This is a genomic window from Rhizobium binxianense (assembly GCF_028994275.1).
In the GTDB taxonomy this organism is placed as follows: domain Bacteria; phylum Pseudomonadota; class Alphaproteobacteria; order Rhizobiales; family Rhizobiaceae; genus Rhizobium; species Rhizobium binxianense.
Window position 1 is genome coordinate 4,169,109 of record NZ_CP118713.1, and the last position, 25,171, is coordinate 4,194,279.

Consider the following 25,171-nt stretch of genomic DNA (forward strand, 5'->3'; position numbering starts at 1 on the left):
GTGACGTGCCCGCGTAACGGAAAGAGGCGATGCCTTTCAATCGGCGTCATCTTTTCGATGGAGAAAGGTGGCGCCGTCCATGTTTTATCAGCTTTATGAATTGAACCATGCCGCCATGGCGCCGTTTCGCGCCGCGGCCGATATCATGCGATTTGCCTATGCCAATCCGCTGAACCCGTTTTCCCATACGCCGTTCGGCCGGACGATGACGGCAAGTCTCGAAATGTTCGAACGCACGACGCGCCGCTACGGCAAGCCCGAATTCGGACTGAATCAGACGACGATCGGTGACCAGCCGGTGTCTGTCCGTGAAGAGGTCGTCTGGTCGCGCCCCTTCTGCAACCTCCTGCATTTCTCCCGCAATGTTCCGCCCGCCCGCGGCAATGACCCGCGCATCCTGATCGTCGCACCGATGTCCGGCCACTATGCCACGCTGCTGCGCGGCACGGTGGAGGCGCTGCTGCCGAATGCCGATGTCTACATCACCGACTGGATCGACGCTCGTATGGTGCCGATGACGGAAGGCAGGTTCGATTTCGACGATTACGTCGACTATGTCATCGAGATGCTGCATTTCCTCGGTCAGGACACGCATGTCATCGCCGTCTGCCAGCCCTCCGTTCCGGTGCTGGCCGCCGCCGCGGTGATGGAGGAAGCCAATGATCCGCTTTCACCGTCGTCGATGACGCTGATGGGTGGTCCGATCGATACGCGCATCAATCCGACGGCGGTCAACAAGCTTGCCCAGGAGCGCTCGCTGCAGTGGTTCTCCGACAATGTCATCATGAACGTGCCCTGGCCGCAGCCGGGCTTCATGCGCCCTGTCTATCCGGGATTCCTGCAGCTTTCGGGCTTCATGTCGATGAATCTCGATCGCCATGTCGTCGCCCACAAGGAATTCTTCATGCATCTCGTGAAGAACGACGGTGAACCGGAAAAACATCGCGATTTCTACGACGAATATCTCGCCGTCATGGATCTGACCGCCGAATTCTACCTGCAGACGGTGGAGCAGGTCTTCATCAAGCATGCGCTGCCGAAGGGCGAGTTGATGCATCGCGGCAAACGCGTCGACCCGGCAGCGATCCGCAAGGTGGCGCTGCTGACCGTCGAGGGCGAGAATGACGACATCTCCGGCGTCGGCCAGACAAAGGCGGCGCAGACCATCTGCGTGAACATTCCTGAAGATATGCGCATGCACTATCTTCAGCCGGATGTCGGCCATTATGGTGTTTTCAACGGCTCGCGGTTCCGCCGCGAGATCGCGCCGCGCATCATCAATTTTGTCCGAGAGCATTCCCGTTCCGCCGTCAAGCCTCGGGTGCCGCGTGTCATCAAGGGCGGTCGCACCGCCTGATTTAGGGGTATCTGAATTAGCAAAACGGATTCAAGGCTTTATCCGATTTCGCGGGCAATCGTCTTGAAGGCGGTTGTTGCGGTAACCACATCGATTTCAGCGTTCGGTATTCTGCCGGGCGCGGAAAGCGAGGGATACCCGCACGATGAACCAGTCAGCATTGCTTCGACCGGATTGGACTCCGGCTACCATTGCCCTGATGATTCTCGGCTTCATGGTTTTCTGGCCTCTGGGTCTTGCCATGCTTGCCTACATCATCTTCGGCGACCGTCTGCGCGGCTTCAAGCGTGACGTCAATGAGGCGACCGATGGCTTCTTTGCCTCCTGCCGCCGTTCGAACGGCCGTCACCGCCCGCACTTCTCGACCGGCAACGTCGCCTTCGACGACTGGCGCAAGGCCGAGATCGATCGGATCGAGGAAGAGCGCCGCAAGCTCGACGAAATGCGCGAGGAATTCGACGCTTACATGCGCGAACTTCGCCGCGCCAAGGACCAGGAAGAGTTCGATCGCTTCATGCGTGACCGCAGGAACGCCAAGCGTGACGACAATGGCCCGGTCGCTGAATACCAGACGCCGTGAAGGCCTGAACGCTGAAAATCACCGGCATCTTCCGATGCCGGTTTTTCTATGTCCGTTCCCCCGGCGAATCGGATAGAAAACACCCATGTTCTCGCTTCTGAAAACACGGCCGAAAGCCCGCAAACCGGCTCCGCCCGAAACGCGGACGCTTGACGTGGCCGGCCGGCTCATGCCGCTGACCATCAAACAGCACGACCGGGCGACGCGCATCACCTTGCGCATCGAGCCGGGCGGCCGGGCCTTGAAGATGACGGTGCCGAAAGGTCTTGCTGCGCGCGAGGTCAATGCATTTCTCGATCGCCACCAGGGCTGGCTGCTCACCAAACTTGCCAAGTTTTCGACCGATGCCGGCCTGCGCGACGGCGGCGAAATCCTTTTTCGCGGCGTTCCCCATCGGATCCAGCATAGCGGCAGCCTGCGCGGCCTGACGGAGGCGGTTTTGATAGACGGCAGGCCGGTGCTGCGGGTCAGCGGCATGCCGGAACATGTCGGACGGCGCATCGCGGCCTTTCTCAAGAAGGAAGCGCGCGCCGACCTCGCAAGACTGGCAACCATGCATGCCGGAACGATCCGAGCGCCGATCCGCTCGATCGCGATGAAGGATACCCGCAGCCGCTGGGGCTCTTGCTCGTCGGAGGGAAATCTGAGTTTTTCCTGGCGCATCGTCATGGCGCCGCCCTCGGTGATCGATTATCTCGCCGCCCACGAAGTTGCCCATCTCAAGGAAATGAACCATGGTCCGCACTTCTGGGGGCTTTGCCGAAAGCTTTGCCCTGGTATGGACGAGGCAAAGTCCTGGCTGAAGCGGCATGGCAGCCAGCTGCATGCCATCGATTTCGATTAGAGCGCCGCGTGTCCGATGGACGCGCCAAGGACGCTCTATCATTTCAAGTCTGCCTATAACCGCGAAAATCGGAACCGATTTTCGCGGTTATAGGCAAAACGAAAGCCGCTCTAAATACAGCTTTCCATGCAAATTGGCTCGACTCTTGCCGCATTTCGTGTCACTTCGCTGCCATGAAACCGGATATCAAGATCTGTGGCTTGAAGACGCCTGAAGCTGTCGATCGCGCGCTGAAACGCGGCGCGACCCACATCGGTTTTATCTTTTTCGAAAAGAGCCCGCGCTACATCGAGCCGGACCTGGCGGGTAAACTTGCCGAGCCCGCGCGCGGCAAGGCAAAGATCGTCGCCGTCGTCGTCGATCCCACCAATGACGAACTGGATGAGATCGTCTCGCTGCTGAAGCCCGATATTCTGCAGCTCCACGGTAATGAGAGCCCCGAACATGTGCTGACCATAAAGGCGCTCTATGGTCTGCCTGTCATGAAGGTTTTTTCGGTGCGCACGGCCGATGATCTGAAGCGCGTAGAGGCCTATATCGGTATCGCCGATCGCTTCCTCTTCGATGCAAAAGCGCCGAAGGGCTCCGAATTGCCGGGCGGCAACGGCATTTCTTTCGATTGGAGCCTCCTCAGCTGGCTTGACGGCAGCATCGACTACATGCTTTCCGGCGGGCTGAACAAGGACAATGTCGCGGATGCGCTGGCGAACACCAAGGCACGTGGTATCGACGTCTCCTCGGGAGTCGAAAGCGCGCCTGGCGTGAAGAGCGTCGCAATGATCGATGAATTTTTCGATGCGGTCGAAGAGGCGGATGCGCCTGTCATGGCCTCAGGGAGTTGAGAGTGAACGAAACGCCTAAACCGAATTCCTTCCGTTCCGGGCCTGATGAAGACGGCCGTTTCGGCATCTATGGCGGTCGTTTCGTTGCCGAAACGTTGATGCCTTTGATTCTCGATCTTCAGGACGAGTGGAACAAGGCGAAGAACGACCCGGCATTCCAGGCCGAATTGAAGCATCTCGGCGCGCATTATATCGGTCGCCCGAGTCCGCTCTATTTCGCCGAGCGGCTGACGGCCGAACTCGGCGGCGCGAAGATCTATTTCAAGCGCGAGGAGCTGAACCACACCGGCTCGCACAAGATCAACAATTGCATCGGCCAGATCCTGCTCGCCAAGCGCATGGGCAAGACCCGCATCATTGCCGAAACCGGCGCCGGCCAGCATGGCGTCGCCTCCGCCACCGTTGCCGCCCGCTTCGGCCTTCCCTGCGTCGTCTATATGGGCGCCACCGACGTCGAGCGTCAGGCGCCGAATGTTTTCCGCATGAAGCTGCTCGGCGCGGAAGTCAAACCGGTCACGGCCGGCAGCGGCACGCTGAAGGACGCCATGAACGAGGCGCTTCGCGACTGGGTCACCAATGTCGAGGATACCTATTACCTGATCGGCACGGCGGCTGGTCCGCATCCCTATCCGGAAATGGTCCGCGATTTCCAATCGGTGATCGGAACCGAAGCGAAACAGCAGATGCTGGCAGCCGAGGGCCGCCTGCCGGATCTCGTCATTGCTGCCGTCGGCGGCGGTTCGAACGCGATCGGCATTTTCCATCCCTTCCTCGATGATCCCACCGTCAAGATTGTCGGCGTCGAAGCCGGCGGCAAGGGCCTGCAGGGCGACGAACATTGCGCTTCGATCACCGCCGGCTCGCCGGGTGTGCTGCACGGCAACCGCACTTATCTGCTGCAGGATGGCGACGGCCAGATCAAGGAAGGCCATTCGATTTCGGCCGGTCTCGATTATCCGGGCATCGGCCCGGAACATTCCTGGCTGAACGATACCGGCCGCGTCGACTATGTGCCGATCATGGATCACGAAGCGCTCGAGGCGTTCCAGATCCTGACCCGTCTGGAAGGCATCATCCCGGCGCTCGAGCCCTCGCACGCGATTGCCGAGGTGATCAAGCGCGCCCCGAAGATGGGCAAGGACGAGATTATCCTGATGAACCTCTCCGGCCGCGGCGACAAGGATATCTTTACCGTCGGCAAGATTCTGGGAATGGGACTGTAAGACATGACTGCACGCATGGACAAACGCTTTGCCGAGCTGAAGGCCGAGGGCCGTCCGGCGCTTGTGACCTATTTCATGGGCGGCGATCCTGATTACGATACCTCGCTCGGCATCATGAAGGCGCTGCCGGAGGCGGGCTCCGACATCATCGAGCTCGGCATGCCTTTTTCCGATCCGATGGCCGACGGCCCGGCGATCCAACTCGCCGGTCAGCGTGCGCTGAAAGGCGGCCAGACGCTGAAGAAGACGCTGCAGCTGGCGGCCGATTTCCGCCAGACGAATGACGCGACGCCGATCGTGATGATGGGCTACTACAACCCGATCTATATTTATGGCGTCGAGAAATTCCTCGACGATGCGATTGCGGCCGGCATCGACGGCCTGATCGTTGTGGATCTGCCACCCGAGATGGATGACGAACTCTGCATCCCGGCGATCCGCAAGGGCATCAATTTCATCCGCCTGGCGACACCGACGACGGATGAGAAGCGCCTGCCGAAGGTTTTGAAGAACACCTCCGGTTTCGTCTATTACGTCTCCATGAACGGCATCACCGGTTCGGCACTGCCCGATCCGTCGCTGGTGTCCGGCGCGGTCGAACGCATCAAGCAGCATACTAAACTGCCCGTCTGCGTCGGCTTCGGCGTCAAGACGGCGGAACATGCGAAGGTCATCGGCGCTTCGGCTGATGGCGTCGTCGTCGGCACGGCGATCGTCAATCAGGTCGCAACCAGTCTGACGGCCGACGGCAAGGCAACGGCGGACACGGTTCAGGCGGTTGCAACGCTGGTGCGCGGCCTTTCCTCGGGAACCCGTTCGGCGCGCCTTGTTGCTGCCGAATAGTTTGCCCACATTGGCATTGGAGCATGTCGCCCAAAGGCGTGCAGCGGTTTTGCGGCAACGACATGCGGGAAACAAGACCTCAAGCGTGGTACGCGAATCTGAAGGATCGGGAAGCGCTTAGTCAATCAGGAGTATTCGAGTTGAACTGGATCACCAACTACGTTCGCCCGCGGATCAATTCCATGCTGGGCCGTCGCGAAGTGCCGGAGAACCTCTGGATCAAGTGCCCGGAGACCGGCGAGATGGTCTTCCATAAGGACCTGGAAGGCAACAAATGGGTCATCCCGGCCTCCGGTTATCACATGAAGATGCCGGCGAAGGCCCGCCTGGCCGATCTTTTCGACAATGGCGAGTTCGAATCGCTGCCGCAGCCGAAGGTCGCCCAGGACCCGCTGAAATTCCGCGATTCGAAGAAATATAGCGATCGCCTGCGCGACAGCCGCCTGAAGACCGAACAGGAGGATACGATCCTCGCCGGGCTCGGAAAGGTGCAGGGTCTGAAGCTCGTGGCGGTCGTGCATGAATTCAACTTCATCGGCGGTTCGCTCGGCATGGCCGCCGGCGAGGCGATCGTCAAAGCTTTCGAACGTGCGACGTCCGAAAAGTGCCCGCTGGTGATGTTCCCGGCGTCCGGCGGCGCGCGCATGCAGGAAGGCATCCTGTCGCTGATGCAGCTGCCGCGCACGACCGTTGCCGTCGACTTGCTCAAAGAATCCGGCCAGCCCTATATCGTCGTCCTGACCAACCCGACGACGGGCGGCGTGACCGCCTCCTACGCCATGCTCGGCGATATTCACCTGGCCGAACCGGGCGCTGAAATCGGCTTTGCCGGTAAGCGGGTGATCGAGCAGACGCTGCGTGAAAAACTGCCTGAAGGCTTCCAGACCTCCGAATACCTGCTGGAGCATGGTATGGTCGACATGGTCGTCAAACGGCACGACATTCCGGAAACGCTGGCGCGTCTGCTGAAGATCCTGACGAAGAAGCCGGTTTCGGCGGCGAATGATATGAATAGCGGCGCGATCGCTCTGGCGGCGAGCGCCTGATAACCGACAAGCAGGCGGGGTGCCGAATTGATACCCAGGGGCCAAACCGCGGTGAGTGAGGCAGCACAGGAGATCGACAAGCTCATGGGATTGCATCCCAAGGGCTTCGACCTGTCTCTCGATCGCATCACCCGTCTTCTCGATCAACTCGGCAATCCGCACAGGAGATTGCCGCCGGTGATCCATGTCGCCGGCACCAACGGCAAGGGGTCGGTCACCGCTTTCTGCCGCGCACTGCTCGAAGCCGGCGGCTACAGCGCTCACGTCCATACCTCGCCGCATCTCGTCAATTGGCACGAGCGTTATCGCATCGGTGTGGCGGGCGGGCGCGGGCAGCTTGTCGATGACGCCGTCTTTGCCGAGGCCCTGCGTCGTGTGGCCGATGCCAATGCCGGACAGCATATCACCGTCTTCGAAATCCTGACGGCGGTCACCTTCATCCTGTTTTCCGAACATCCGGCCGATGCCGCCATCATCGAAGTCGGTCTCGGTGGCCGGTTCGATGCCACCAACGTCATTTCCGATCCGGCCGTCTCGGTGATCATGCCGATCTCGCTGGATCACCAGCCCTATCTCGGCGACAGGGTCGAACTGATCGCCGCCGAAAAGGCCGGCATCATGAAGCCGGGATTTCCCGTCGTCATCGGCCACCAGGAATATGATGCAGCCCTCGACGTCCTGATGTCGACAGCCGAGCGGCTGCATTGCCCGAGCGCCGTCTTCGGGCAGGATTTCATGGCGCATGAGGAATATGGCCGGCTCGTCTATCAGGACGAATTCGGCCTTGCCGACCTGCCGCTGCCGCGCCTTCCCGGCCGCCACCAATATGCCAATGCCGCCGCCGCCATTCGGGCCGTCAAGGCGGCGGGTTTCACCGTCACCGAGACGATGATGGAAAAGGCGATGAGTTCTGTGGAGTGGCCGGGCCGGCTGCAGCGGCTGAGCGAAGGCCGGCTGCTCTCGCATGCGCCAGCCGGCGCTGAAATCTGGATCGATGGCGGGCATAATCCCGGCGCCGGCGAGGTGATCGCCGAAGCCATGGCCAATTTCGAGGAACGCCAGCCGCGGCCGCTTTTCCTGATCATCGGTATGATCAACACCAAGGATCCGGTCGGCTATTTCAAGGCCTTTGCCGGTCTGGTCGAGAAGGTCTTCTGCGTGCCGATCCGCGGCAGCGAAGCGACGATCGACCCGGTGATATTGTCGAATGCCGCCTATGATGCCGGCCTCGTTGCCGAACCGATGTCGACGGTCGGCGACGCGCTGGAAGCCATCAAAGCCGTCCTCGATCCGGAGGCATTGCCGCCGCGCATCCTCGTCGGCGGCTCGCTCTATCTCGTCGGCGATGTGCTGTCCGACAACGGCACGCCCCCGAAATGAAGGCTGCGAAATGAAAAAAGCCCGGTCGAAGCCGGGCTTTTTCATCAATGGGATATCAGCAAGGGCGATATCAATCAGGCAGCGTTCGAAATCCAGTTCGAAAGAGCGGTCTTCGGCTTGGCGCCGACCGAAATATCGGCCACTTCGCCGCCCTTGAAGATTGCAAGCGTCGGGATGGAACGGACACCGAACTGGGCGGCGAGTTCCGGGTTCTCATCGATATTCAGCTTGGCAACCTTGACCTTGCCTTCCAGCTCGACGGCGATTTCTTCCAGGCTCGGCGCAATCATCTTGCACGGGCCGCACCATTCAGCCCAGAAATCGACGACGACGGGTTCTGCGGATTCCAGAACTTCCGACTGGAAGTTATTGATATCGACTTTCACGGTAGCCATGGGCTGCTCCTTTACCTCGGGTGTTGAACCACATGTGATGGTGCGGTGCCGAATTTTCAATGTCCGGTATTTCACTTTGTCTTGACTGCTGCAAGCGCCAAACCGAGCGCTGCTTCGCTCAGCGTGTAGAGCGAGGCATTTTCCGTATAGACAAGCATGCAATCGATCCGCTTGTCGGGATAGAGCGGCGTCAGGATTTCGCGATAGATCGCCAGCTGCGCCCGGTGCGCGAAAGGGATGGCCTCTTCCGTTGCCGGCGGCACCCGGTTGGTCTTGTAGTCGAGAATGACGACGCGATCGGCAAGAACGGCAAGCCGGTCGATGCGGCCGGAGACGGCATAGCGCCGGTCTTCGAGCGTCAGGGTTCCCATGATCGAGACTTCGGGCTGGGCCTGCGCCCCGAGCACGGCCTGCAGGCCCTCCTCGTCCAATAGTTTCAGAACCGAATCGACAAGTTTGCGCCGTTCGGCTTCCGGCCAGAACCGAGCCGCCCGCTCGGCATAGCGGCTCGCCGCATAGGGCCGCTCGCCAGGTGGAATTTCGGGAAGCGCCTGCAGCATGCGATGGATCAGCCTGCCCTTCTCCAGCGAACGATCGCTGCGCTCCTTCTCGGTAAACAGCGGTGAGACGACGAGCAGGCCGCCCTCGTCTTCATCGATGATCGTCCCGGCGCCGGAGGGGCTGAGCGGCCGGGGCAGCTCAGCCTGCGGCGGCAACGGCCGCAGCAGGCCGTCCGGCAGCGTCTCCTCGCTGTCACGCTGCTCGCTGCGGTCGGTCCGCTCGAAACTCCGTTCCACCCGTGGCACGCGCCATTTGATACCTGGCCATTCGCCGTCGGGACCGGAGAATGTAGTCGCTTCCACATGCGGATGGTCGTGGCTGAGTGCCGCCGAAATCATCATATGCCAGGTGTCGTTGTTCACCCGCACGCCACGATAGCCGCAGACGACTAGCCGGTCGGCAGCACGCGTCATGGCGACATAGAGCAATCGGCGGTATTCTTCCTCCGCCAGGATCTGGATCCGCGCCGCATCGTCCTGCGTCAGCGAATTGGAAAGATCCGAGACTGGAACCCAGGCGGGCATCGGCGGCTCGTCGGCATCGGTCTCGATAAGGCGAAGCTTGGGCAGATGGGTATGGGTGAAGGCCTTCGAACCGCCGTCGACCAGGAAAACGATCGGTGCTTCCAGGCCCTTGGAGGCATGCACCGTCATGATCCGCACTTCGTTGCGTCCCTTGTCCTGCTCGCGCTTCACCACGGGCGCTTCGAGCTCCAGCGTCGAGATGAAGGATTGCAGCCCGGGAAGACTGGAACTCTCGTGGTCGAGCGTGAAGGTCAGGAATTCGTCGAGGATATCGCTGACCTCTGTGCCGAGCCGGGCAAGGAATTGCCGTCGCCCGCCCTGGCTGCCCAGAACACGCGCAAAGAAATCATGAACCGACAGGCTCCTGGATTGCCGAAGGAACAGCTCTAGCTTCTCGACAGCAGCGCGGAAGCGTTCGGTGCCGTCGGCGGCGAAGCTTTTGAGGTGGCTCCAGACGCTCTCATTGTCGCCGCGCAGGCCGGCAATCGCAAAGATGTCGTCCTCGGAGAGATCGAAAAGCGGGCTCTTCAGCACGGCGGCGAGCGAAAGATCGTCTTCCGGCAGCAGCAGGAAACGGCCCAGCGCCAGCAGATCCTGCACGGCGATATGGCTGGTCAGCAACAGCCTGTCGGCGCCGGCGACCGGAATGTCGCCGCGGCGCTTCAAGGCGCGCGTCAAAGCATTGACGAAGGCGTCGCGCTTGCGCACCAGCACCAGGATGTCGCCGGCTTCGATCAGGCGCTCCTTGCCCTTGTCGACGATCGTTTCACGCCCGACGAGGGTACCGATCGAATGGGCGATCCGTCGTGCCAGGATTGCCGCCGGCGCGCTTTCCGGCGTCGCATCGAAGGGCGCCGTCCAGTCCTCCTCCTTCACCACCGCTTCCGGCGCGACCATGTCCCAGAGATCGACGGCGCCGGGATGTCCGATGCGGCTGGAACGATGCACGACCGGTTCGCCGACAGCGCTGAGACCGCGCGCATTGTCCGATGTCCTGAAGATCTCGTCGACGGCTTCGAGCACGTCGGCGGTCGAGCGGAAGGAGAGCGGCAGCCGGACCGAGGAAAAGCTCTGGCCGCTGTCGGAGACACGCCGCCGCGTCCGATCGCTCTCCTCGGAAAAACGCTCGGGCCGGGCGCCCTGGAAGGAATAGATCGACTGTTTCTCGTCGCCGACGGCAAACAGCGTGCGCACGATCGGCCGGGCGCTTTCGCCGGAGAAGAAATCCTCGGCGAGCGACTGGATGACGCTCCACTGGATCGGGCTGGTGTCCTGCGCCTCGTCGACGAGGATATGGTCGATGCCGCGATCGAGCTTGTAGTGGATCCAGGGGCCGACGCCGCTTTTCGTCAAAAGGTCGGCGGTACGGGTGATCAGATCCTCGAAATCGAGCTGGCTGCGCTGCTTCTTCAGTTCCTCATAGTCGCGGTCCAGCCGGTCGGCGAGCACGAGTGCCGCATGTGTCGCGCCATACATCCGCATCAGTTTCAGCCGGTCACGGCTGGCGGCGACATGCGTGCGGGCAGTGGCAATAGCGGCCGCCAACTGCGGTGCCTCGGCAAGCATGGCCTTGACTGAGAATTGCGAGTCCGCCTTCGGCTCGCCTTTCGCTGTCAGAAAGATTTTCTCGAGAAACTGAGCGCGCCTTGCGTCATCGCGTTCCCGCCCGGCTAGCCTGAGGCCGTAGGCAACCTCCTGCGCCTTGGCGCCACCCTTCTGGTCGGCAAGCGAGAGATAGAGCTCCAGCATGCCGCCCGAAAGCTCCGGCAAAGGCCAATATTGCGCCGCGATCCGGCTTTCCGTGTCGCCGGCGGCAAGGCCGAGCTTTTGGCGCAGGACCTTCTCCACGCCGCCCTGCTGTTCGGCCGTTGCGGTGAAACGACGGATGGCGTTGCGGTTGGCGACGATATCGCCGAGCAGGTTCTCCAGTCCGGACTCGTCGCCGAGATTGAGCACGTAGGCGAATGCCTCGGCGAGGGTGCTGTCTTTCTCCGGCGCGGTCGCCGTCAGCAGCGCCCGGCGCGCATCGGAAAGCAGCGCTGCGGCCGCGCGGTCGTCGAGAACCGAGAAATGGCCGGCGACGTTGGCCTCCAGCGGGAACTGATGCAGCAATGCCTCGCAAAAGGCGTGGATCGTCTGGATCTTCAACCCGCCGGGGGTCTCCAGCGCCTTGGCAAACAGCCGCCGGGCCTCGGCAAGCTTTAGTCCGTCGGGTGCCGTCCCCTCGATCTGCATGATCCGCCGGCTCAGGTCTTCATCATCGAGCACCACCCAGTCCGCCAGCCGCTCGAAGACGCGGTTCGACATTTCGGAGGCCGCAGCCTTGGTATAGGTGAGACATAGAATGGCGGAAGGCCGCGCCCCGGCCAGCAGCAACCGGATGACGCGCTGGGTCAGAACATGCGTCTTGCCGGAACCGGCATTGGCCGAGACCCATGCCGAACGCTCGGGATCGGAGGCAATTGCCTGCTGGATCGTGGTCCAGCCGATCCAGGCGCCCGGATCCTCGTCGGTGGGTAGCGCGGTCACGTCACTCATCGCCGCCGCCCTCTTCGGTTTCGGCCGTCGACCATTCGGAGACGCGGGCGAGATGATCGTAGTCGCCGCCGAAATCGAATTGCTGCGCCGGGATCAGCCGCGAGGTGAAGCCTTTCTCGCCGGACTGCAACAACCTCACGAACTTGACCAGCTGATCGATCGATTCCTCGGCGAGATCCATCGCCGATTTCGCCTTGTCGCTGCGCGCCGAGCTCTCATTGTTGACGGTATCGACCTGGAAGCGGCTTCCCGGCCGCAGACGCACATAAAGCAGGTCCTGCGGCACGAGGCTGCCGGCATCACGGAAGGCGCCGGCACTCAGAGCCGCTGCTTCGAGCGCAAGCTGCGGATCTAGAAGCACGCGCGCCTGCGCCGGCGAGGGGTTGTAGCCGGTCTTGTAATCGATGATATCCGCAGCGTTCGGTCCGGTGACATCGATCCGGTCTGCGACACCCGTGAGCCGGATATTGATCGGCTCCAGCTCCATGCCGCCCCGCACTTCGGTTAGCGTTTTGCGGATGCCCGGCCGCCGTCCGGCCTCCCATTCGAGGAAGGCGCGGGCCACGGCGCGAAAGCGCGGCCGCCACACGGCATCGATATGCGGCGGCAGCTTCTCCATGTCGAAAAGTTCGCAAAGGATACGCTCCATCGCCCCTGCAGCATCCGGCGTGCCGATGATATGGGCCTCGCGGATGAACCGGTCGATGATCTTGTGGTAGAGCGTTCCGCGTTCGGCCGCACCCGGATCGCGGTTGAATGCGTCGACGGGATCGAGTCGCAGGACACGACGGGCATAGATGGCATAGGGGTCGCGGCGCAACCGGCCCACTTCGCTGAAGGAATAGGATTTCGGCTGGAGTGCCAGCGGCGGCTTCGGCGAGGGTCGCTGCGCCGGCGCTTGGGCCTCTCCGCGATCGATGAGACCGGCCCACTGCAGGAACCGGTTGCCGCGGCCCTTCAATTCCGCTTCGAACGCCTCGCCGCCGAGCGCCAGCAGCCGTTGCAGCCAGCGCGAGGCGACGGTCGGCGTCGAGCCCTGGCGCAGCGCGCGGGAATAGATCAGATGGCGTGTGCCGTTTGCCATCTCGAAATCATGCGCCAGCTGGCCGATGCGCCGTTCCGGCGGTTCGAGGCCGATTTCCGTCTTCATCATGCGCGGAATGAAGGGATTGTTGGCGGTCTGCCCTGGCCAGGTGCCCTCGTTGAGGCCGCCGAGGATCAGGGTATCGACGCTCTGCAGACGGGCTTCCAGCGTACCGAAGATGAAGAGGCGGGGATGGCTGAGCGCCCGTGGCTTTACCGCATGACCGGCGGCAAGGGCCGCCATGATATCGATCCATTGCGGCCCATCGGCCTCCATCTGGCCGTCCGTGTCGATCACTTCGCTGAGCAGGGCGGCGAGTGCATCTCCCGCTTCGCCTGACCAGAGATCGGCGAGATTGCCGCGCGGATCGGCCGCGACGGCTTCCAGCGAACGGCCGGTGCGCTCCGCCCATTCGGACAATGTGAAGCTTGCCGTCTTTCCGCGATCTTCCGGCCGGTGCCGCTTCAGGGCCGAAGCCAGCGGCTCGGTCGCCTGCGTGACCCGCCGGGCAAGGTCGTATGCGGCGTCGGCTGCATCTGATGAAAGCGCTTTTCGCCATTGCGGCGGGTACCTGTCCAGCGCCTGCTCGGCAAGTTGGTGGGTGAGCAGCGGCTCGAGCATGCTGATATCCACCTCGGCCACGCCGCCGCGCAGTGCCAGCAGTTCGAGCGCCTCGGTCGCCGAAATCAATGCGTGGCGTTCCAGGCCGAAGCGGGCGAGCGGATGTTTGAGCAGCGAGACGATCGCCACCGGATCGCCGGGCCGCAACGCTGCCTCCAGCAGCAATTGCATCAGCGTGCCCTGCGGCGTGGCCGCAAGCGGTGTGCCGGCCGAATCGTCGGCGAGGATGCCGAAGCGGGACAGCTCGGCCATCACCCGCCGGGCGAGATTGCGGTCCGGCGTGATGAGGGCTGCCCGGCTGTCGCCGTCCTGCCCCGGCCTCTCCAAGGCAAGCCGGAGCGCGATGGCGATCGCCGTTGCTTCCTCCCGCTCATTGGCGGCTTCGATCAGCGACACATCGGCGAAGGCTGAAGACAGAGCGCCCTCGGGCAGATCGCCCTTCCATGCCCCCCAATCGCTGGTCGCCTCCGATGGGGTGAGGGCCCGAGACAGGATCTCCGCCCGCCGGTCAAGATCGGCCTCCGGTCCGCCGAGGAGCGTCACGTCGGCACGCGTCAGCTTCAGCCGCTTGAGCAGCGACGACAGGCCATATTGCGGATGGCTGCGGCTTGCGGGATTGGCATGTTGGCCGGGTGCCGGTTCCGGCGCCACCATCTGCCAGTGTTTCTCAGGCATGGAGAGATCGAGGCCCGGCAGCACGATCACCCCTTCGGGCAGATTGGCGACGGCGGCGATGAGATCGGCGGTGGCGGGAACCGAACCCGTCGAGCCGGCGATGATGATCGGACCTGCGGGTTGCGTCGCCGAAAGCCGGCCTGCTTCCGCCCGGAGAATGGCGTTTCTGTGCCGCGCCGGCGAGGATTTGCCGAGTTCGGAAAGCCGCTCCGGCCAGAAGGCGCTGGCGATCTGCAGGAACTCCGCCGTCAGCTGCCACCAGGCGGCATAGTCACCGGTGTCGAGTTTCGACAGCTCCGACCAGTCGAGATCCTCGGTTTCGATCGAATCGATCAGTTCCGCCAGGTTGCGGGCGAGCCAGATCGCATCCGCGGGGCTTGCCGGTGCGACGAGCGGCGAGTCCGAATGAATGTGGCGGACGATCTCCGGCAGCTTGTTTCGCCAGGCGAGGATGAGGCGCGCCAGCTCCAGCAGTCGGGCGGTATTCGACAGCGGCTGGGCGAGATCGATCGTTGCCGGCAGCGCTTCGTCGAAATAACCGCTGTCGTCGTCGGTTTCTCCGAGCGGACGGATGACGGGGAGGATCGCCGAACGGCCGCCGAGCAGGTCGACGAATTCCGAACGCAGCACGCGTACGGCGCGCCGGGTCGGCAGATAGATCGTCACCCTGGCAAGCGACAGCGGATCATCGGCCTCATGCCGGAAAAGCGGCGTCAATCGGCCGTCGCAAAGCGTCGTCGCCAGCGTTTTCAGGAAGGAGAGGCCCGCCGGGATTGTCAGGATGCGTGGCTGGTGCCGCTCCGCCATGGCTCACGCGAACGCCCGCAGCCGTCGGATCGTTTCCTCCGCCTCGCCGATCGCCTCCGGCGTTCCCACCGTCAGCCAGTGGCCTTCGAGCACCATGCCGAACAGTCGCGCGCGCGCGATCGCCTTGTCGAAATAGATATTGAGGTTGAAGGCATCCTTTGGCGCATCGTCGAGCAGTGACGGCTTCATGACGATCGCTCCGGCGTAGACGACGGGATTGGAGGGATCGTCGCGATACCGCGTCAGCCGGCCATCGGCCGCCATGCCGAAATCATTGCGGCCGTTATGACCCGTCGTATCTTCAATCCTCACACAAAGCAGCGCCATATCCATGCGCTCGGCATCGAAGAATCCGGCTAAACGCTGCAGGTTCGTCGGCCGTCCCGGTTGTTCGCCGATCCAGAAGAGATCGGCATTCATGACGAAGATGTTGTCGCGGGTCAGCAGCGTCAGCCCCTTGGCCAGGCCGCCGCCGGAATTCATCAGCGCCTCCCGCTCATCGGAAATGGCGATGTCGAGGCCTTGATAATTCCTGAGATGATCGAGCATCTGGCCGGCATGGTGGTGAACATTGACAACGGCGCGTTCGACGCCGGCCGCCACCAGCGAATCCAGCGCGTAGTCGATCATCGGCTTGCCGTCGATTTTCACCAGCGGCTTCGGGATCGTGTCGGTGATCGGGCGCATGCGGGTTCCGAGACCCGCGGCCAGTACCATGGCTTGTCTGATCGTCATTCTGATCCGGAACTTATGATTCGCTTTGGCCTATTCCAGCCCTTGCGCACCAATCGCGCAAGGGGGCAAGCGCTTCGTGCTCGAGCGCGACCCTGAGATAGGTGAGTGTGCGCGGCATGTGTTTGAGATAGCCGGGCTTGCCGTCGCGCTGCAACAACCGCACCCAGAGGCCGGCGAGCTTACAGTTGCGCTGCGCCGACATGATCGCCCAGGCCTTCATGAATCCGGCTTCGTCGAAGCCGCCTTGCGCGCGGCGAAGGCCGAGATAATCATCCATCAGTTGCCGGAAGAGGTTCGGTTCGATTGTCGCGCGCGCATCTTGCACGATGGAAGCAAGGTCATAGGCGGTCGGGCCGATCATGGCGTCCTGGAAGTCGATGATGCCGATCTTGCCAATACCGCTTTCATGTTCGCGCCAGATGATATTCGGCGAATGGAAGTCGCGCAGCAGGAGGTTCGTTTCAGCCGATTGCAGCTCGTCGATCAAGTGGTCCCAGATCGACAGATACTCCTTGCGCTCGGCATCCGTGGGGGCCGTGCCGCGCTTCCAGGCAATATGCCAGTCGAGCACAAGCTGCACTTCCATCTTCATCGCCGTGCGATCGAAGTCCGGAATGTGATGCGTATGCGTTGGAGAAACCGGGATATCCTGCGGAATCTGCATCGAATGAAGATGCGCAAGGCAGGCGACGCTTTGCCGGTAGCGTTCGGCAATTGGTTGCCCGTCGTCATCGAGCACGCCTTCGGTACCGAGATCTTCGATCAGCAGAATGCCGTTGTTATAATCGACCTTATAGATCTCCGGCGTCGCAAACCCCCGTTCGCGCAATGCATCGGCGATCGCGACGAAAGGATAGGCGTCCTGTGCCAGATGCGCGACCTTGGGATAGGGCTTGCCGTCATAGACCGGCGGTCCCTCGGGATGCGGGCGCCAATCCATCAGTATTTTTCGTGGAGCAGCGTCCGGATAGATTGCTTCATAGGCGCGCAGCGACGCATCGCCGGTCAGGAACCGGCGTTTGACACCGGGATAGCCGGCGGCGTCGAGGAAAGCGCGGATGGCCAGGACCCTGCGGATACGCGATGCCTGCGGGCCCGAGGCCCTGATCGTTGCCCGCCGGCCGCTGCCTTCGTGTTGCAGCGTCAGTGCAATGCGCTCGGCCGGCAGTTCGCCCTCAGCCATCTCTGGCCATTCGACGAGACAGATGCCGTTCTCCAGAGCTTCGTCGAAGCCGAGTTCCGTCAGTTCGGCGGGATTGCCCAGTCGGTAGAGATCGAAATGCGAAACGGGCAAGCGCAGATCGTAGGATTGCACCAGCGTGAAGGTCGGGCTCGGGACGTCGAGCCCCTCGTCATCGGCGATGGCACGCAGGATCGCCCGGGCGAGCGAGGATTTGCCCGCGCCGAGGTCACCGGAAAGGGCGAGACAGTCACCGGCCTTCAAGGCCAGCGCCAGGTCTTCGCCGAGTCGAATGGTGGCCGCCTCGTCTTTCAGGAAAAGCGAGATTGCATCGCTGGTCGTCATTCGGCGGCCGCGGTATGCGGGACGTTGACCGAGGGGATACGGCAGACGACGGTGGTTCCCTTGCCTGGCTCGCTGTCGATCGTCACGTCACCATGGTGCAGGCTGACGAAGCTGTCGACGATCGACAGGCCGAGGCCGGCGCCGCCGCGCTTGCCGCTTTTCGCCCCTGTCGCAAAACGGTCGAAGACGGTGGCGACCATGTCAGGCGAGATGCCAGGGCCACGGTCGCTGACGGCGAAGACGAAATCCGTGCCTTCGCGGCGGCATTCGAGCGAGATCGAGCTGCCCTCGGGCGAGAAGTTCGCCGCGTTGGAAAGCAGCTTCAGCAGGATCTGTTTCAGCCGCTGCGGATCGGCGACGATCGAGCCGAGATAGGCCGGGGCGGTGATTTCAAGCGCTACGCCGCTCTCGTGCAGGCGATCGGCGATCTGCATCGAGACGTCGTCGAGCAGGTCGTTGAGATCGATATCCGCGTAATTCAAGCGCATGATGCCGGCATCGACGGTCGCAAGGTCGAGAATATCGTTGACGAGCGTCAGCAGAACCGAGGATGAGGTCGAGATGTGGTCGATATATTCGGCCTGCCGCTCGTTCAGCGGCCCGACGCCCTGCGTGCGCAGCAGATCGGTAAAGCCGATGATATTGGTCAGCGGCGAGCGCAATTCATAAGAAACGTGCTGGACGAAATCGTTCTTCAGCTCGTCGGCCTTGCGCAGCGCTTCGTTCTTCTCGGTCAGCGCCCGCTCGGCCCGCACGCTGTCCGTCATGTTGACGAAGGTCAGCATGGTCTGGGCGTTCGGCAGCGGGATGACGGCGTAGTCGAGCACCAGGCCGGAGAAGAGTTCCAGCGTCCCCTGGCCCGAGCGGCGTTCGTCGTCGAAACTGGTGATCAGTTCGGCGAAAGCTTTCCAGCCGTCCGGCCGGTCATAGGACGGCGCGCAGGCTTCGCCCAGCGCACGGATATGGGTGCCGGGCTTGGCTTCGGTTTCAGTGATCCCCCAGAGCGCGCGGAAGGCCGGGTTCGACAGGCGGATGCGTCCGTCAGGGCCGAACACCGCCACACCTTCGGACAGATGGTCAATCGTTTCGCCCTGCACCTTGACCAGCGTGTTGTAGCGCGTTTCGAGATCGACCTGCTCGGTCAGGTTTTCGAACACCCAGGTGGCGCCGCCCTGCGGATGCGCGGTCGCAAAGACCCGCAGCGTCTGGCCGTTCGGCAAGTGCCAGAGATCGGATTGCGTGTCGAGCGCCCGATAGACGGAGAGGGCGGCTTCCTTCCAGCTTTTCCAGTTGAGCTGGTCCGGCAGCTTCTTGGCTGCCCGCAGCCGCTCGAGCAACTCGCTATTATCGGGCCGGCCTTCAAGGAAGGCGATATCCAGCTCCCAGAGCGCGACGAAGGCCTGGTTGTAGAATTGCAGCCGGCGGTCGCCGTCGAAGATAGCAACAGGTGTGGCGAGATGGTCGAGCGTTTCGGCATGGCTCTTCAGCGTCCGTTCCAGCTCGGCGCGCACAGCCTCTGTGTCGGATACATCGATGGCGATGCCGGCCGAGCCGCCGGGAAGCCTGACGTCGACGACATCGAAGAACGTGCGGTTGCCGTGTACGACCGTCGAGATCGTGTCATGGAAGGGTGATTCTGGCGTCGTCGTCGCGCGAATGCGTTCGCGCGCCACGGTCGTCAGCATCTCGCGGCCTTCATTAATCGCCTGCTGCGGCGATCGCGCTTCGACCGCCTCGCCGTAAGCCTGGTTGACCCAGGTGAGGCGACCCGCCGGGTCGCGCTGCCAGGCCGGCATGTCGATCGCGTCGAGCATGGTCTGGAAGGCCGAGATCGAGGTCATCAGCCGGTCGCGTTCGATCCTGAGCTCTGCGAGTTCGGCGCGCAGATTATTGAGCGCCACGAAGCGGACGAAGGCGCGTCCGCCGGAAACCCGGCCCTGCGCCTCGAGGATTTCGTCACGGATGGTTTCGACCACCATGTCGAAGCTCTGCGCGTCGTCGCGCAACCGGTCGATCGCTTTTTCCAGATCGGCAGCCGAGCGTGACTTCAGCCAGAGGCCGAAGGCCAGGAATTCGCCGTCCTGCGGCGCGCCGGTTTCCGGCGGAAGCTGGCCGAGCAGCTCGGGGCGCGCATTGCCGTCCCAAATGACGATCCGCCGGTTCTTGTCGGCGATCAGCGCCTGGTATTGCGAAATGCGCTGCTGGGCATCGGAGAGTGCCGAGCGGATTTCCCGGCTCTCGTTTTCCAGATTGCCGCGCTGGCGCACCAGCCACAAGGTCGAAAGCAGTGCTGCCGATATGACGCCGATGACGACGGAAACGCCGACGACCTGCGAGGATGTGAAGAGGTGAGCCGAGGCCGCCGCCTGCTGCTCGCCCTGTGCCAGAACCGGCCGCGCCAGCGCGGCAAGCGCCGTCCCGGCCGCGCAGGCTTTCAGAAAGCGCGCCAATGATCCATGCTCTTGCTTTGCGGCCTCGTGTGCCGTTGCAGATTGATGTTCTTGACCCGCCATGATCAGGCGGCGACCGGCGCGAGCGCCATCATCCGCCTGACCGGGCAGGCTGTGTTTCATTTCCGACATCCGCGGTATGTCTCCGTCCTTCAATGTGCCGCATTACGACAAGACATCCCATTTTCGCAGCGGTCGGACGGGGTCCGGCGCCACGAATCAAGTCTTAAAACAATACTTCGGAAGGGAATCGGCGGGAAGGGAGCGCCCAAAAAATAAGCCGCGACATTTGTCAATGCCGCGGCTTCTACATCTTGTGGATATTGATGATCAGATCAATATCTGTAGTGGTCGGACTTGAACGGGCCCTTCGGCGAGACGCCGATATAGGCAGCCTGTTCCTCAGAAAGCTGAGTGAGCTTCACGCCGAGCTTGTCGAGATGCAGGCGTGCGACCTTTTCGTCGAGATGCTTCGGCAGGATATAGACCTGGTTGGAATACTGGCCGGGCTTGGTGAAGAGCTCGATCTGCGCCAGCGTCTGGTTGGTGAAGGAGGCCGACATCACGAAGGACGGATGGCCCGTCGCATTGCCGAGGTTGAGCAGGCGGCCTTCGGAGAGAAGGATGATGCGGTTGCCCTTGGGGAATTCGATCAGGTCGACCTGCGGCTTGACGTTGGTCCACTTGAGATTGCGCAGTGCCGCGACTTCGATTTCGTTGTCGAAGTGGCCGATATTGCCGACGATCGCCATGTCCTTCATCTCCCGCATATGGTCGATGCGGATGACGTCCTTATTGCCGGTCGTGGTGATGAAGATATCGGCCGAGGAAACGACGTCCTCGAGCAGCACCACTTCATAACCGTCCATGGCAGCCTGCAGGGCGCAGATCGGATCGGCTTCGGTGACCTTGACGCGGGCGCCGGCGCCCGACAGCGAAGCGGCAGAACCCTTGCCGACGTCGCCGTAGCCGCAGACCACGGCAACCTTGCCGGCCATCATCACGTCCGTGCCGCGGCGGATGCCGTCGACCAGCGATTCCTTGCAGCCGTACTTGTTGTCGAACTTCGACTTGGTAACGGAGTCGTTGACGTTGATCGCCGGGAAGGGCAGCAGGCCCTTCTGGCTGAGCTGATAGAGGCGGTTGACGCCGGTCGTCGTTTCCTCGGTGACGCCCTTGATCGCGTCGCGCTGCTTGGTGAACCAGCCCGGAGATGCGGCAAGGCGCTTCTTGATCTGTGCGAAGAGGATTTCCTCTTCCTCGGAATGCGGATGGGACAGCACGTCCTCGCCGGCTTCGGCGCGGGCGCCGAGCAGGATGTACATGGTGGCGTCGCCGCCGTCATCGAGGATCATGTTGGAAAGACCGCCATCGGCCCACTGGAAGATCTTGTCGGTGTAGACCCAATAATCTTCGAGCGACTCGCCCTTGATGGCGAAGACCGGCACGCCGGCGGCGGCGATCGCGGCAGCGGCATGATCCTGCGTCGAGAAGATGTTGCACGAAGCCCAGCGAACTTCGGCGCCGAGCGCCACCAGCGTCTCGATGAGCACGGCCGTCTGGATGGTCATATGCAGCGAGCCGGTGATGCGCGCGCCCTTGAGCGGCTTTGTGTCGCCGAATTCGGCGCGGCAGGACATCAGCCCCGGCATTTCGGTTTCGGCGATCGTAATTTCCTTGCGGCCGAAATCCGCAAGCCCGATATCGGCGACGACATAATCTTTTTCAGTGCTCATAGAGGTCTCCAGGCTGAAAAACGTCTCAAAATTGGCGCAGGCGCGAGATGCCGCGCGATGGATGGGCCGCGTGCTGATGCGTGTCGCCCGGAGGTGTGCAGCGGTTCCGGAATGACGACATGCACAAAAACAGAGAGCTAAGACGCGTCACATGAAGCAAGTTCGCTGCGAACGCGCAGTAGCGCACGGCATGCCCGCCGTTTAGCAGGCTTCGCATGCGAAGGCAATAAGGATATAAAGAAGTCTTTATATGTTTATATGAGCTCGGCCGAGCTCACATCTCTTCGCCGAACTTGTTCTGGATCAGCTGATCCAAAGCTTCCAGCGCTTCGTGCGCCTGGCTGCCGCTCGCCGAGACGACGACGCTCGAGCCGGGGCTTGCCGCAAGCATCATCAGGCCCATGATCGAGGTGCCGCCGACCGTCATTCCGTCCTTGGAAACGGTGATGGCGGCGTCGAAGGTCTCGACCATCTGCACGAATTTGGCGGAGGCGCGCGCGTGAAGACCGCGCTTGTTGATGATGAGGAGTTCCCGGGAGAGCGATGTCATGAAGGGCCGTTATTTTCCGCTGAGCACTCGGCTCGCGACATTGATATATTTCCGCCCGGCTTCGGAAGCCTCCACCAGCGCCTTCTCCATGTTGTTCTCGCCGCGCACGCCGGCGAGCTTGATCAGCATCGGCAGGTTGACGCCGGCAATGACTTCGGTATGGCCGCTGCTCATGACTGAAATGGCGAGATTGGACGGCGTGCCGCCGAACATGTCGGTCAGAATGACGACGCCATGGCCGTCGTCGGCACCGGAAACAGCTTGCAGAATGTCCTGCCGTCTTTGATCCATGTCGTCTTCGGGGCCAATACAGACCGTCTCGATGAATTTCTGAGGACCGACGACGTGCTCGACAGCATGACGAAACTCTTCAGCCAGCTTGCCATGAGTGACAAGCACAAGTCCGATCATGATATTACTGCTCCCATATACGCGAACGGTGGCCCCAATATCGCAATGCAGCAATTACGTCCACCGGTGGCGGCACATCTTGGCTATGAAAAGCCGAAGTGCAAGATAAAAATGCGACTATATAAGGCAGATTGATCAATCCGGAAGGCGTCAATGCCCGATATCAGGTGCTTTTGCCATCAGGATTGCAAGGGGTGAAGGCACGCCTGTGAGCAACCGCAATGCGGGAAGCGAAAAACCGGCGGCAAGGCTGACGATTTCGCCTTCAGGGGGGAGGCGGTTTTCACCGCTGGCGCTGCCCGGAAGCACGGCATAATGCATGGGCGCCCGGGCAATATGATCCAGCCGGACGATGCCGGTGCCGCGAAGTTCGATCAGCCCGGCGATCGGCGGCGGGCATGCGGCGATTACCGTGCCGGCCTCTCCCGACAACAGCACCTGGTCGTCGGCGACCAGCGCCGTGAACAGCCCGAGCCGGCGTGCCTCGGTCATGCAGGTAAAGGCCAGCATCGATTTTCCCCAGCCGGAGGGGCCGCTGAACAACAGCCCCGTCCTGCCGACCACGATCGCCGTCGCATGAATGTTCAGAGCCGCCGTCATGCCGCGGCATCGACGGGCAAAGCGAGGATGAAGCGGGCGCCGAGCACCTGTCCGCCTTCGGCATCGGTGATGTTCTCTGCGCGCAGCGAACCGCCATGGGCTTCGGCGATCTGCCGGCTGATCGACAGGCCGAGCCCCGAATTCTGTCCGAATCCCTCCGATTCCGGCCGGTCCGTATAGAAACGCTCGAAGATGCGATCGATATTTTCCGCCTGGATGCCGGGGCCGTTGTCTTCGATCGTGGTGACGCAGCGCGAACGTGTCCGCACCAGCCGCACGGTGATCTTGCCACCCTTCTCAGGCACGAAGGAGCGGGCGTTCTCGATCAGGTTGGCGATGATCTGGCCGATGCGCAGATCGTGGCCGTTGACGACGAAACGCGTCTTGACGTTCGGCTTGCGTTCGATCGCGTATTCGATCTCCACCTGCTTCTTGCTGCTCCTGACCTGTCGTGAAACCTCGATAAGGTCGCGCAACAGCACCTCCATGTCGACGGAACCGGCATCGACACGAGCGAGTTCGGCATCGAGGCGCGAGGCGTCGGAGATATCGCTGATCAGCCGATCGAGGCGGCGGACATCATGCTGGATGACGTCCATCAACCGCTTCTTGGAATCGTCTGATCGGGCAAGCGGCAGCGTTTCGACGGCGCTGCGCAGCGACGTCAGCGGGTTCTTGAGCTCGTGGCTGACATCGGCCGCGAAACTTTCGATTGCGTCGATGCGGTCGTAGAGGGCCGTCGTCATCTCGCGCAACGCGATGGAAAGATTGCCGATTTCATCCTGGCGGGCGGAAAAGTCGGGAATCTCCTCACGCGCCTTGGCCCCGCGCCGCACCCGGATGGCGGCGGCCGAGAGGCGGCGCAGCGGATTGGCGATCGTCGACGACAGCACCAGGGAAAGCAGCACGTTGACGAGCGTCGCGACGCCGAAGACACGCATGATGGCAAGCCGCTCGGCATGAACGATATTGTCGATGTCGCCCGCCTGGGTCGACAGCAGCAGCACACCGAGCACGGCGCGGAAGCGCTGGATCGGCACGGCGACGGAAACGATGAGTTCGCCCTTTTCGGTGGTGCGCACCACCGCGCCGCGCACGCCGGTGAGGGCGTTCATCACTTCGGGATAGATCGAGCCGTCACCACCCGGCGCTTCCTTGTAAAGCGGCAGATTGCCGGGCTGCAGCGCCTTGTTGAACAGGGTGGCGAACCATTCGCTCCAGGTCTGTTTCTCCTCCTCGACCGGCGGCAGATCGAAGCGCAGCACCTGGCCGCGCGAATAGAGATGGCGCGAATCGAGCAGCAGATTGGCGTCGGCATCGAAGATGCGGGCGCGTGTGCGCGTCGGCGAGATCAGCCGGCGCAGCACCGGGGCCACCTTCTCGGGATCGATCGGGAATTCGAGGTCTTCGTCGTTCGGCACTGGGGTGATGCTCTGGCCGGCCTGAAGCTCGAGCAGTTTTTGCGGATCGATGGTGATCGAGTTGGTATCGACCGAGGCGGAGGCCGAAACGGCGCCGGCGATAATCTCGCCCTGCGTCAACAGGCTTTCGGCGCGGGCGTCGATCAGCCCCTCGCGAAACTGGTTGAGGTAGAGGATGCCGCCGACGAGCACCACCAGCGCGACCAGATTGAAGAACAGGATCCGCCGCGTCAGGCTCGAAAACACGGCATTGCCGAAGATCCGGCGGATCAGGGTGAAGGGATGCGACCAACGGCGGCCTCGGACGCGACGGGTGCTCACGCCCTCCGCGTCGTCCAGATCCCTTTCCTGCACCAACTGTGCCAATGACAGGCCCTTTCGAAGGGTGGGGCCGGATGGACCGGCCCGCAACCCCTAATTTCC

The 25,171-nt window shown here is 62.2% G+C and carries 19 protein-coding genes; 8 read left to right on the forward strand and 11 right to left on the reverse strand.

Annotated elements, in window-relative coordinates; all coding sequences use genetic code 11:
* The first annotated feature begins 79 nt into the window (after nt 1-79).
* The 8 genes from PO860_RS20355 to PO860_RS20390 all read left to right on the forward strand — a co-directional run bounded on the left by PO860_RS20355 (nt 80) and on the right by PO860_RS20390 (nt 8,115).
* The gene (locus PO860_RS20355) at nt 80-1,357 is read left to right on the forward strand and encodes a polyhydroxyalkanoate depolymerase (protein WP_183608411.1); all 1,278 of its coding nucleotides are present in this window, start codon (nt 80-82) and stop codon (nt 1,355-1,357) included.
* Nucleotides 1,358-1,502: 145 nt separating this feature from the next.
* Complete coding sequence (locus PO860_RS20360) at nt 1,503-1,937, forward strand: DUF2852 domain-containing protein (RefSeq protein ID WP_183608410.1); 435 nt, start codon at nt 1,503-1,505, stop codon at nt 1,935-1,937.
* An 85-nt stretch (nt 1,938-2,022) separates the two neighbouring features.
* A complete protein-coding gene (locus PO860_RS20365) occupies nt 2,023-2,781 on the forward strand; it encodes a M48 family metallopeptidase (RefSeq protein WP_273884378.1) in 759 nt (252 codons plus the stop codon).
* 173 nt (nt 2,782-2,954) lie between these two features.
* A complete protein-coding gene (locus tag PO860_RS20370; protein ID WP_183608408.1) occupies nt 2,955-3,623 on the forward strand; it encodes a phosphoribosylanthranilate isomerase in 669 nt (222 codons plus the stop codon).
* Nucleotides 3,624-3,625: 2 nt separating this feature from the next.
* Nucleotides 3,626-4,846: a tryptophan synthase subunit beta gene (gene trpB / locus PO860_RS20375; protein WP_272783473.1), complete on the forward strand. Its 1,221-nt coding sequence runs from the start codon at nt 3,626-3,628 to the stop codon at nt 4,844-4,846.
* 3 nt (nt 4,847-4,849) lie between these two features.
* On the forward strand, nt 4,850-5,689 hold the full coding sequence (trpA, locus tag PO860_RS20380; RefSeq protein ID WP_183608406.1) for a tryptophan synthase subunit alpha: 840 nt from the start codon (nt 4,850-4,852) through the stop codon (nt 5,687-5,689).
* A 140-nt stretch (nt 5,690-5,829) separates the two neighbouring features.
* The gene (gene accD / locus PO860_RS20385; protein ID WP_183608405.1) at nt 5,830-6,735 is read left to right on the forward strand and encodes an acetyl-CoA carboxylase, carboxyltransferase subunit beta; all 906 of its coding nucleotides are present in this window, start codon (nt 5,830-5,832) and stop codon (nt 6,733-6,735) included.
* A 27-nt stretch (nt 6,736-6,762) separates the two neighbouring features.
* Nucleotides 6,763-8,115, forward strand: coding sequence for a bifunctional folylpolyglutamate synthase/dihydrofolate synthase (locus tag PO860_RS20390; protein ID WP_183608404.1), 1,353 nt, complete (start codon nt 6,763-6,765; stop codon nt 8,113-8,115).
* Nucleotides 8,116-8,189: 74 nt separating this feature from the next.
* Here PO860_RS20390 and trxA read toward each other — a convergent pair whose 3' ends face one another.
* The 11 genes from trxA to PO860_RS20445 form a co-directional block, all read right to left on the reverse strand.
* Entirely contained in the window at nt 8,190-8,510 is a 321-nt protein-coding gene (trxA, locus tag PO860_RS20395; protein WP_063473894.1) for a thioredoxin, read from the reverse strand.
* A 71-nt stretch (nt 8,511-8,581) separates the two neighbouring features.
* Complete coding sequence (gene addA / locus PO860_RS20400) at nt 8,582-12,133, reverse strand: double-strand break repair helicase AddA (protein ID WP_273884377.1); 3,552 nt, start codon at nt 12,131-12,133, stop codon at nt 8,582-8,584.
* On the reverse strand, nt 12,126-15,320 hold the full coding sequence (addB, locus tag PO860_RS20405) for a double-strand break repair protein AddB (protein WP_183608402.1): 3,195 nt from the start codon (nt 15,318-15,320) through the stop codon (nt 12,126-12,128). The genes addA and addB overlap by 8 nt, the downstream gene beginning before the upstream one ends.
* Nucleotides 15,321-15,323: 3 nt before the next feature.
* Nucleotides 15,324-16,055, reverse strand: coding sequence for a nucleotidyltransferase family protein (locus PO860_RS20410; RefSeq protein ID WP_273884376.1), 732 nt, complete (start codon nt 16,053-16,055; stop codon nt 15,324-15,326).
* A gap of 13 nt (nt 16,056-16,068) precedes the next feature.
* Nucleotides 16,069-17,580: a tRNA (adenosine(37)-N6)-threonylcarbamoyltransferase complex ATPase subunit type 1 TsaE gene (gene tsaE / locus PO860_RS20415; RefSeq protein ID WP_273884375.1), complete on the reverse strand. Its 1,512-nt coding sequence runs from the start codon at nt 17,578-17,580 to the stop codon at nt 16,069-16,071.
* Nucleotides 17,577-20,162, reverse strand: a complete 2,586-nt coding sequence (locus tag PO860_RS20420; RefSeq protein WP_273884374.1) for a sensor histidine kinase — start codon at nt 20,160-20,162, stop codon at nt 17,577-17,579. The genes tsaE and PO860_RS20420 overlap by 4 nt, the downstream gene beginning before the upstream one ends.
* A gap of 203 nt (nt 20,163-20,365) precedes the next feature.
* Nucleotides 20,366-21,766, reverse strand: a complete 1,401-nt coding sequence (gene ahcY, locus PO860_RS20425; RefSeq protein WP_273884373.1) for an adenosylhomocysteinase — start codon at nt 21,764-21,766, stop codon at nt 20,366-20,368.
* A 274-nt stretch (nt 21,767-22,040) separates the two neighbouring features.
* The gene (locus tag PO860_RS20430) at nt 22,041-22,316 is read right to left on the reverse strand and encodes an HPr family phosphocarrier protein (protein ID WP_183608397.1); all 276 of its coding nucleotides are present in this window, start codon (nt 22,314-22,316) and stop codon (nt 22,041-22,043) included.
* Nucleotides 22,317-22,325: 9 nt separating this feature from the next.
* Nucleotides 22,326-22,727 carry a PTS sugar transporter subunit IIA gene (locus PO860_RS20435; RefSeq protein ID WP_004672623.1) on the reverse strand — a complete coding sequence of 134 codons (402 nt, stop codon included), beginning with the start codon at nt 22,725-22,727 and terminating at the stop codon, nt 22,326-22,328.
* Between the two features lie 150 nt (nt 22,728-22,877).
* Nucleotides 22,878-23,327 carry an HPr kinase/phosphorylase gene (locus PO860_RS20440; protein ID WP_273884372.1) on the reverse strand — a complete coding sequence of 150 codons (450 nt, stop codon included), beginning with the start codon at nt 23,325-23,327 and terminating at the stop codon, nt 22,878-22,880.
* Nucleotides 23,324-25,114, reverse strand: coding sequence for a sensor histidine kinase (locus PO860_RS20445; RefSeq protein WP_183608395.1), 1,791 nt, complete (start codon nt 25,112-25,114; stop codon nt 23,324-23,326). The genes PO860_RS20440 and PO860_RS20445 overlap by 4 nt, the downstream gene beginning before the upstream one ends.
* Between the last annotated feature and the right edge of the window lie 57 nt (nt 25,115-25,171).

Excerpts from the sequence above, each read along its gene's own strand:
- addA (WP_273884377.1), bottom strand. The coding sequence starts at position 12,133 with ATGAGTGACGTGACCGCGCTACCCACCGACGAGGATCCGGGCGCCTGG.
- PO860_RS20370 (WP_183608408.1), top strand. The coding sequence starts at position 2,955 with ATGAAACCGGATATCAAGATCTGTGGCTTGAAGACGCCTGAAGCTGTC.
- addB (WP_183608402.1), bottom strand. The coding sequence starts at position 15,320 with ATGGCGGAGCGGCACCAGCCACGCATCCTGACAATCCCGGCGGGCCTC.
- trpA (WP_183608406.1), top strand. The coding sequence starts at position 4,850 with ATGACTGCACGCATGGACAAACGCTTTGCCGAGCTGAAGGCCGAGGGC.
- trxA (WP_063473894.1), bottom strand. The coding sequence starts at position 8,510 with ATGGCTACCGTGAAAGTCGATATCAATAACTTCCAGTCGGAAGTTCTG.
- PO860_RS20365 (WP_273884378.1), top strand. The coding sequence starts at position 2,023 with ATGTTCTCGCTTCTGAAAACACGGCCGAAAGCCCGCAAACCGGCTCCG.
- PO860_RS20420 (WP_273884374.1), bottom strand. The coding sequence starts at position 20,162 with ATGTCGGAAATGAAACACAGCCTGCCCGGTCAGGCGGATGATGGCGCT.
- PO860_RS20430 (WP_183608397.1), bottom strand. The coding sequence starts at position 22,316 with ATGACATCGCTCTCCCGGGAACTCCTCATCATCAACAAGCGCGGTCTT.
- ahcY (WP_273884373.1), bottom strand. The coding sequence starts at position 21,766 with ATGAGCACTGAAAAAGATTATGTCGTCGCCGATATCGGGCTTGCGGAT.
- tsaE (WP_273884375.1), bottom strand. The coding sequence starts at position 17,580 with ATGACGACCAGCGATGCAATCTCGCTTTTCCTGAAAGACGAGGCGGCC.
- PO860_RS20440 (WP_273884372.1), bottom strand. The coding sequence starts at position 23,327 with ATGACGGCGGCTCTGAACATTCATGCGACGGCGATCGTGGTCGGCAGG.
- PO860_RS20410 (WP_273884376.1), bottom strand. The coding sequence starts at position 16,055 with ATGACGATCAGACAAGCCATGGTACTGGCCGCGGGTCTCGGAACCCGC.
- PO860_RS20435 (WP_004672623.1), bottom strand. The coding sequence starts at position 22,727 with ATGATCGGACTTGTGCTTGTCACTCATGGCAAGCTGGCTGAAGAGTTT.
- PO860_RS20360 (WP_183608410.1), top strand. The coding sequence starts at position 1,503 with ATGAACCAGTCAGCATTGCTTCGACCGGATTGGACTCCGGCTACCATT.
- PO860_RS20355 (WP_183608411.1), top strand. The coding sequence starts at position 80 with ATGTTTTATCAGCTTTATGAATTGAACCATGCCGCCATGGCGCCGTTT.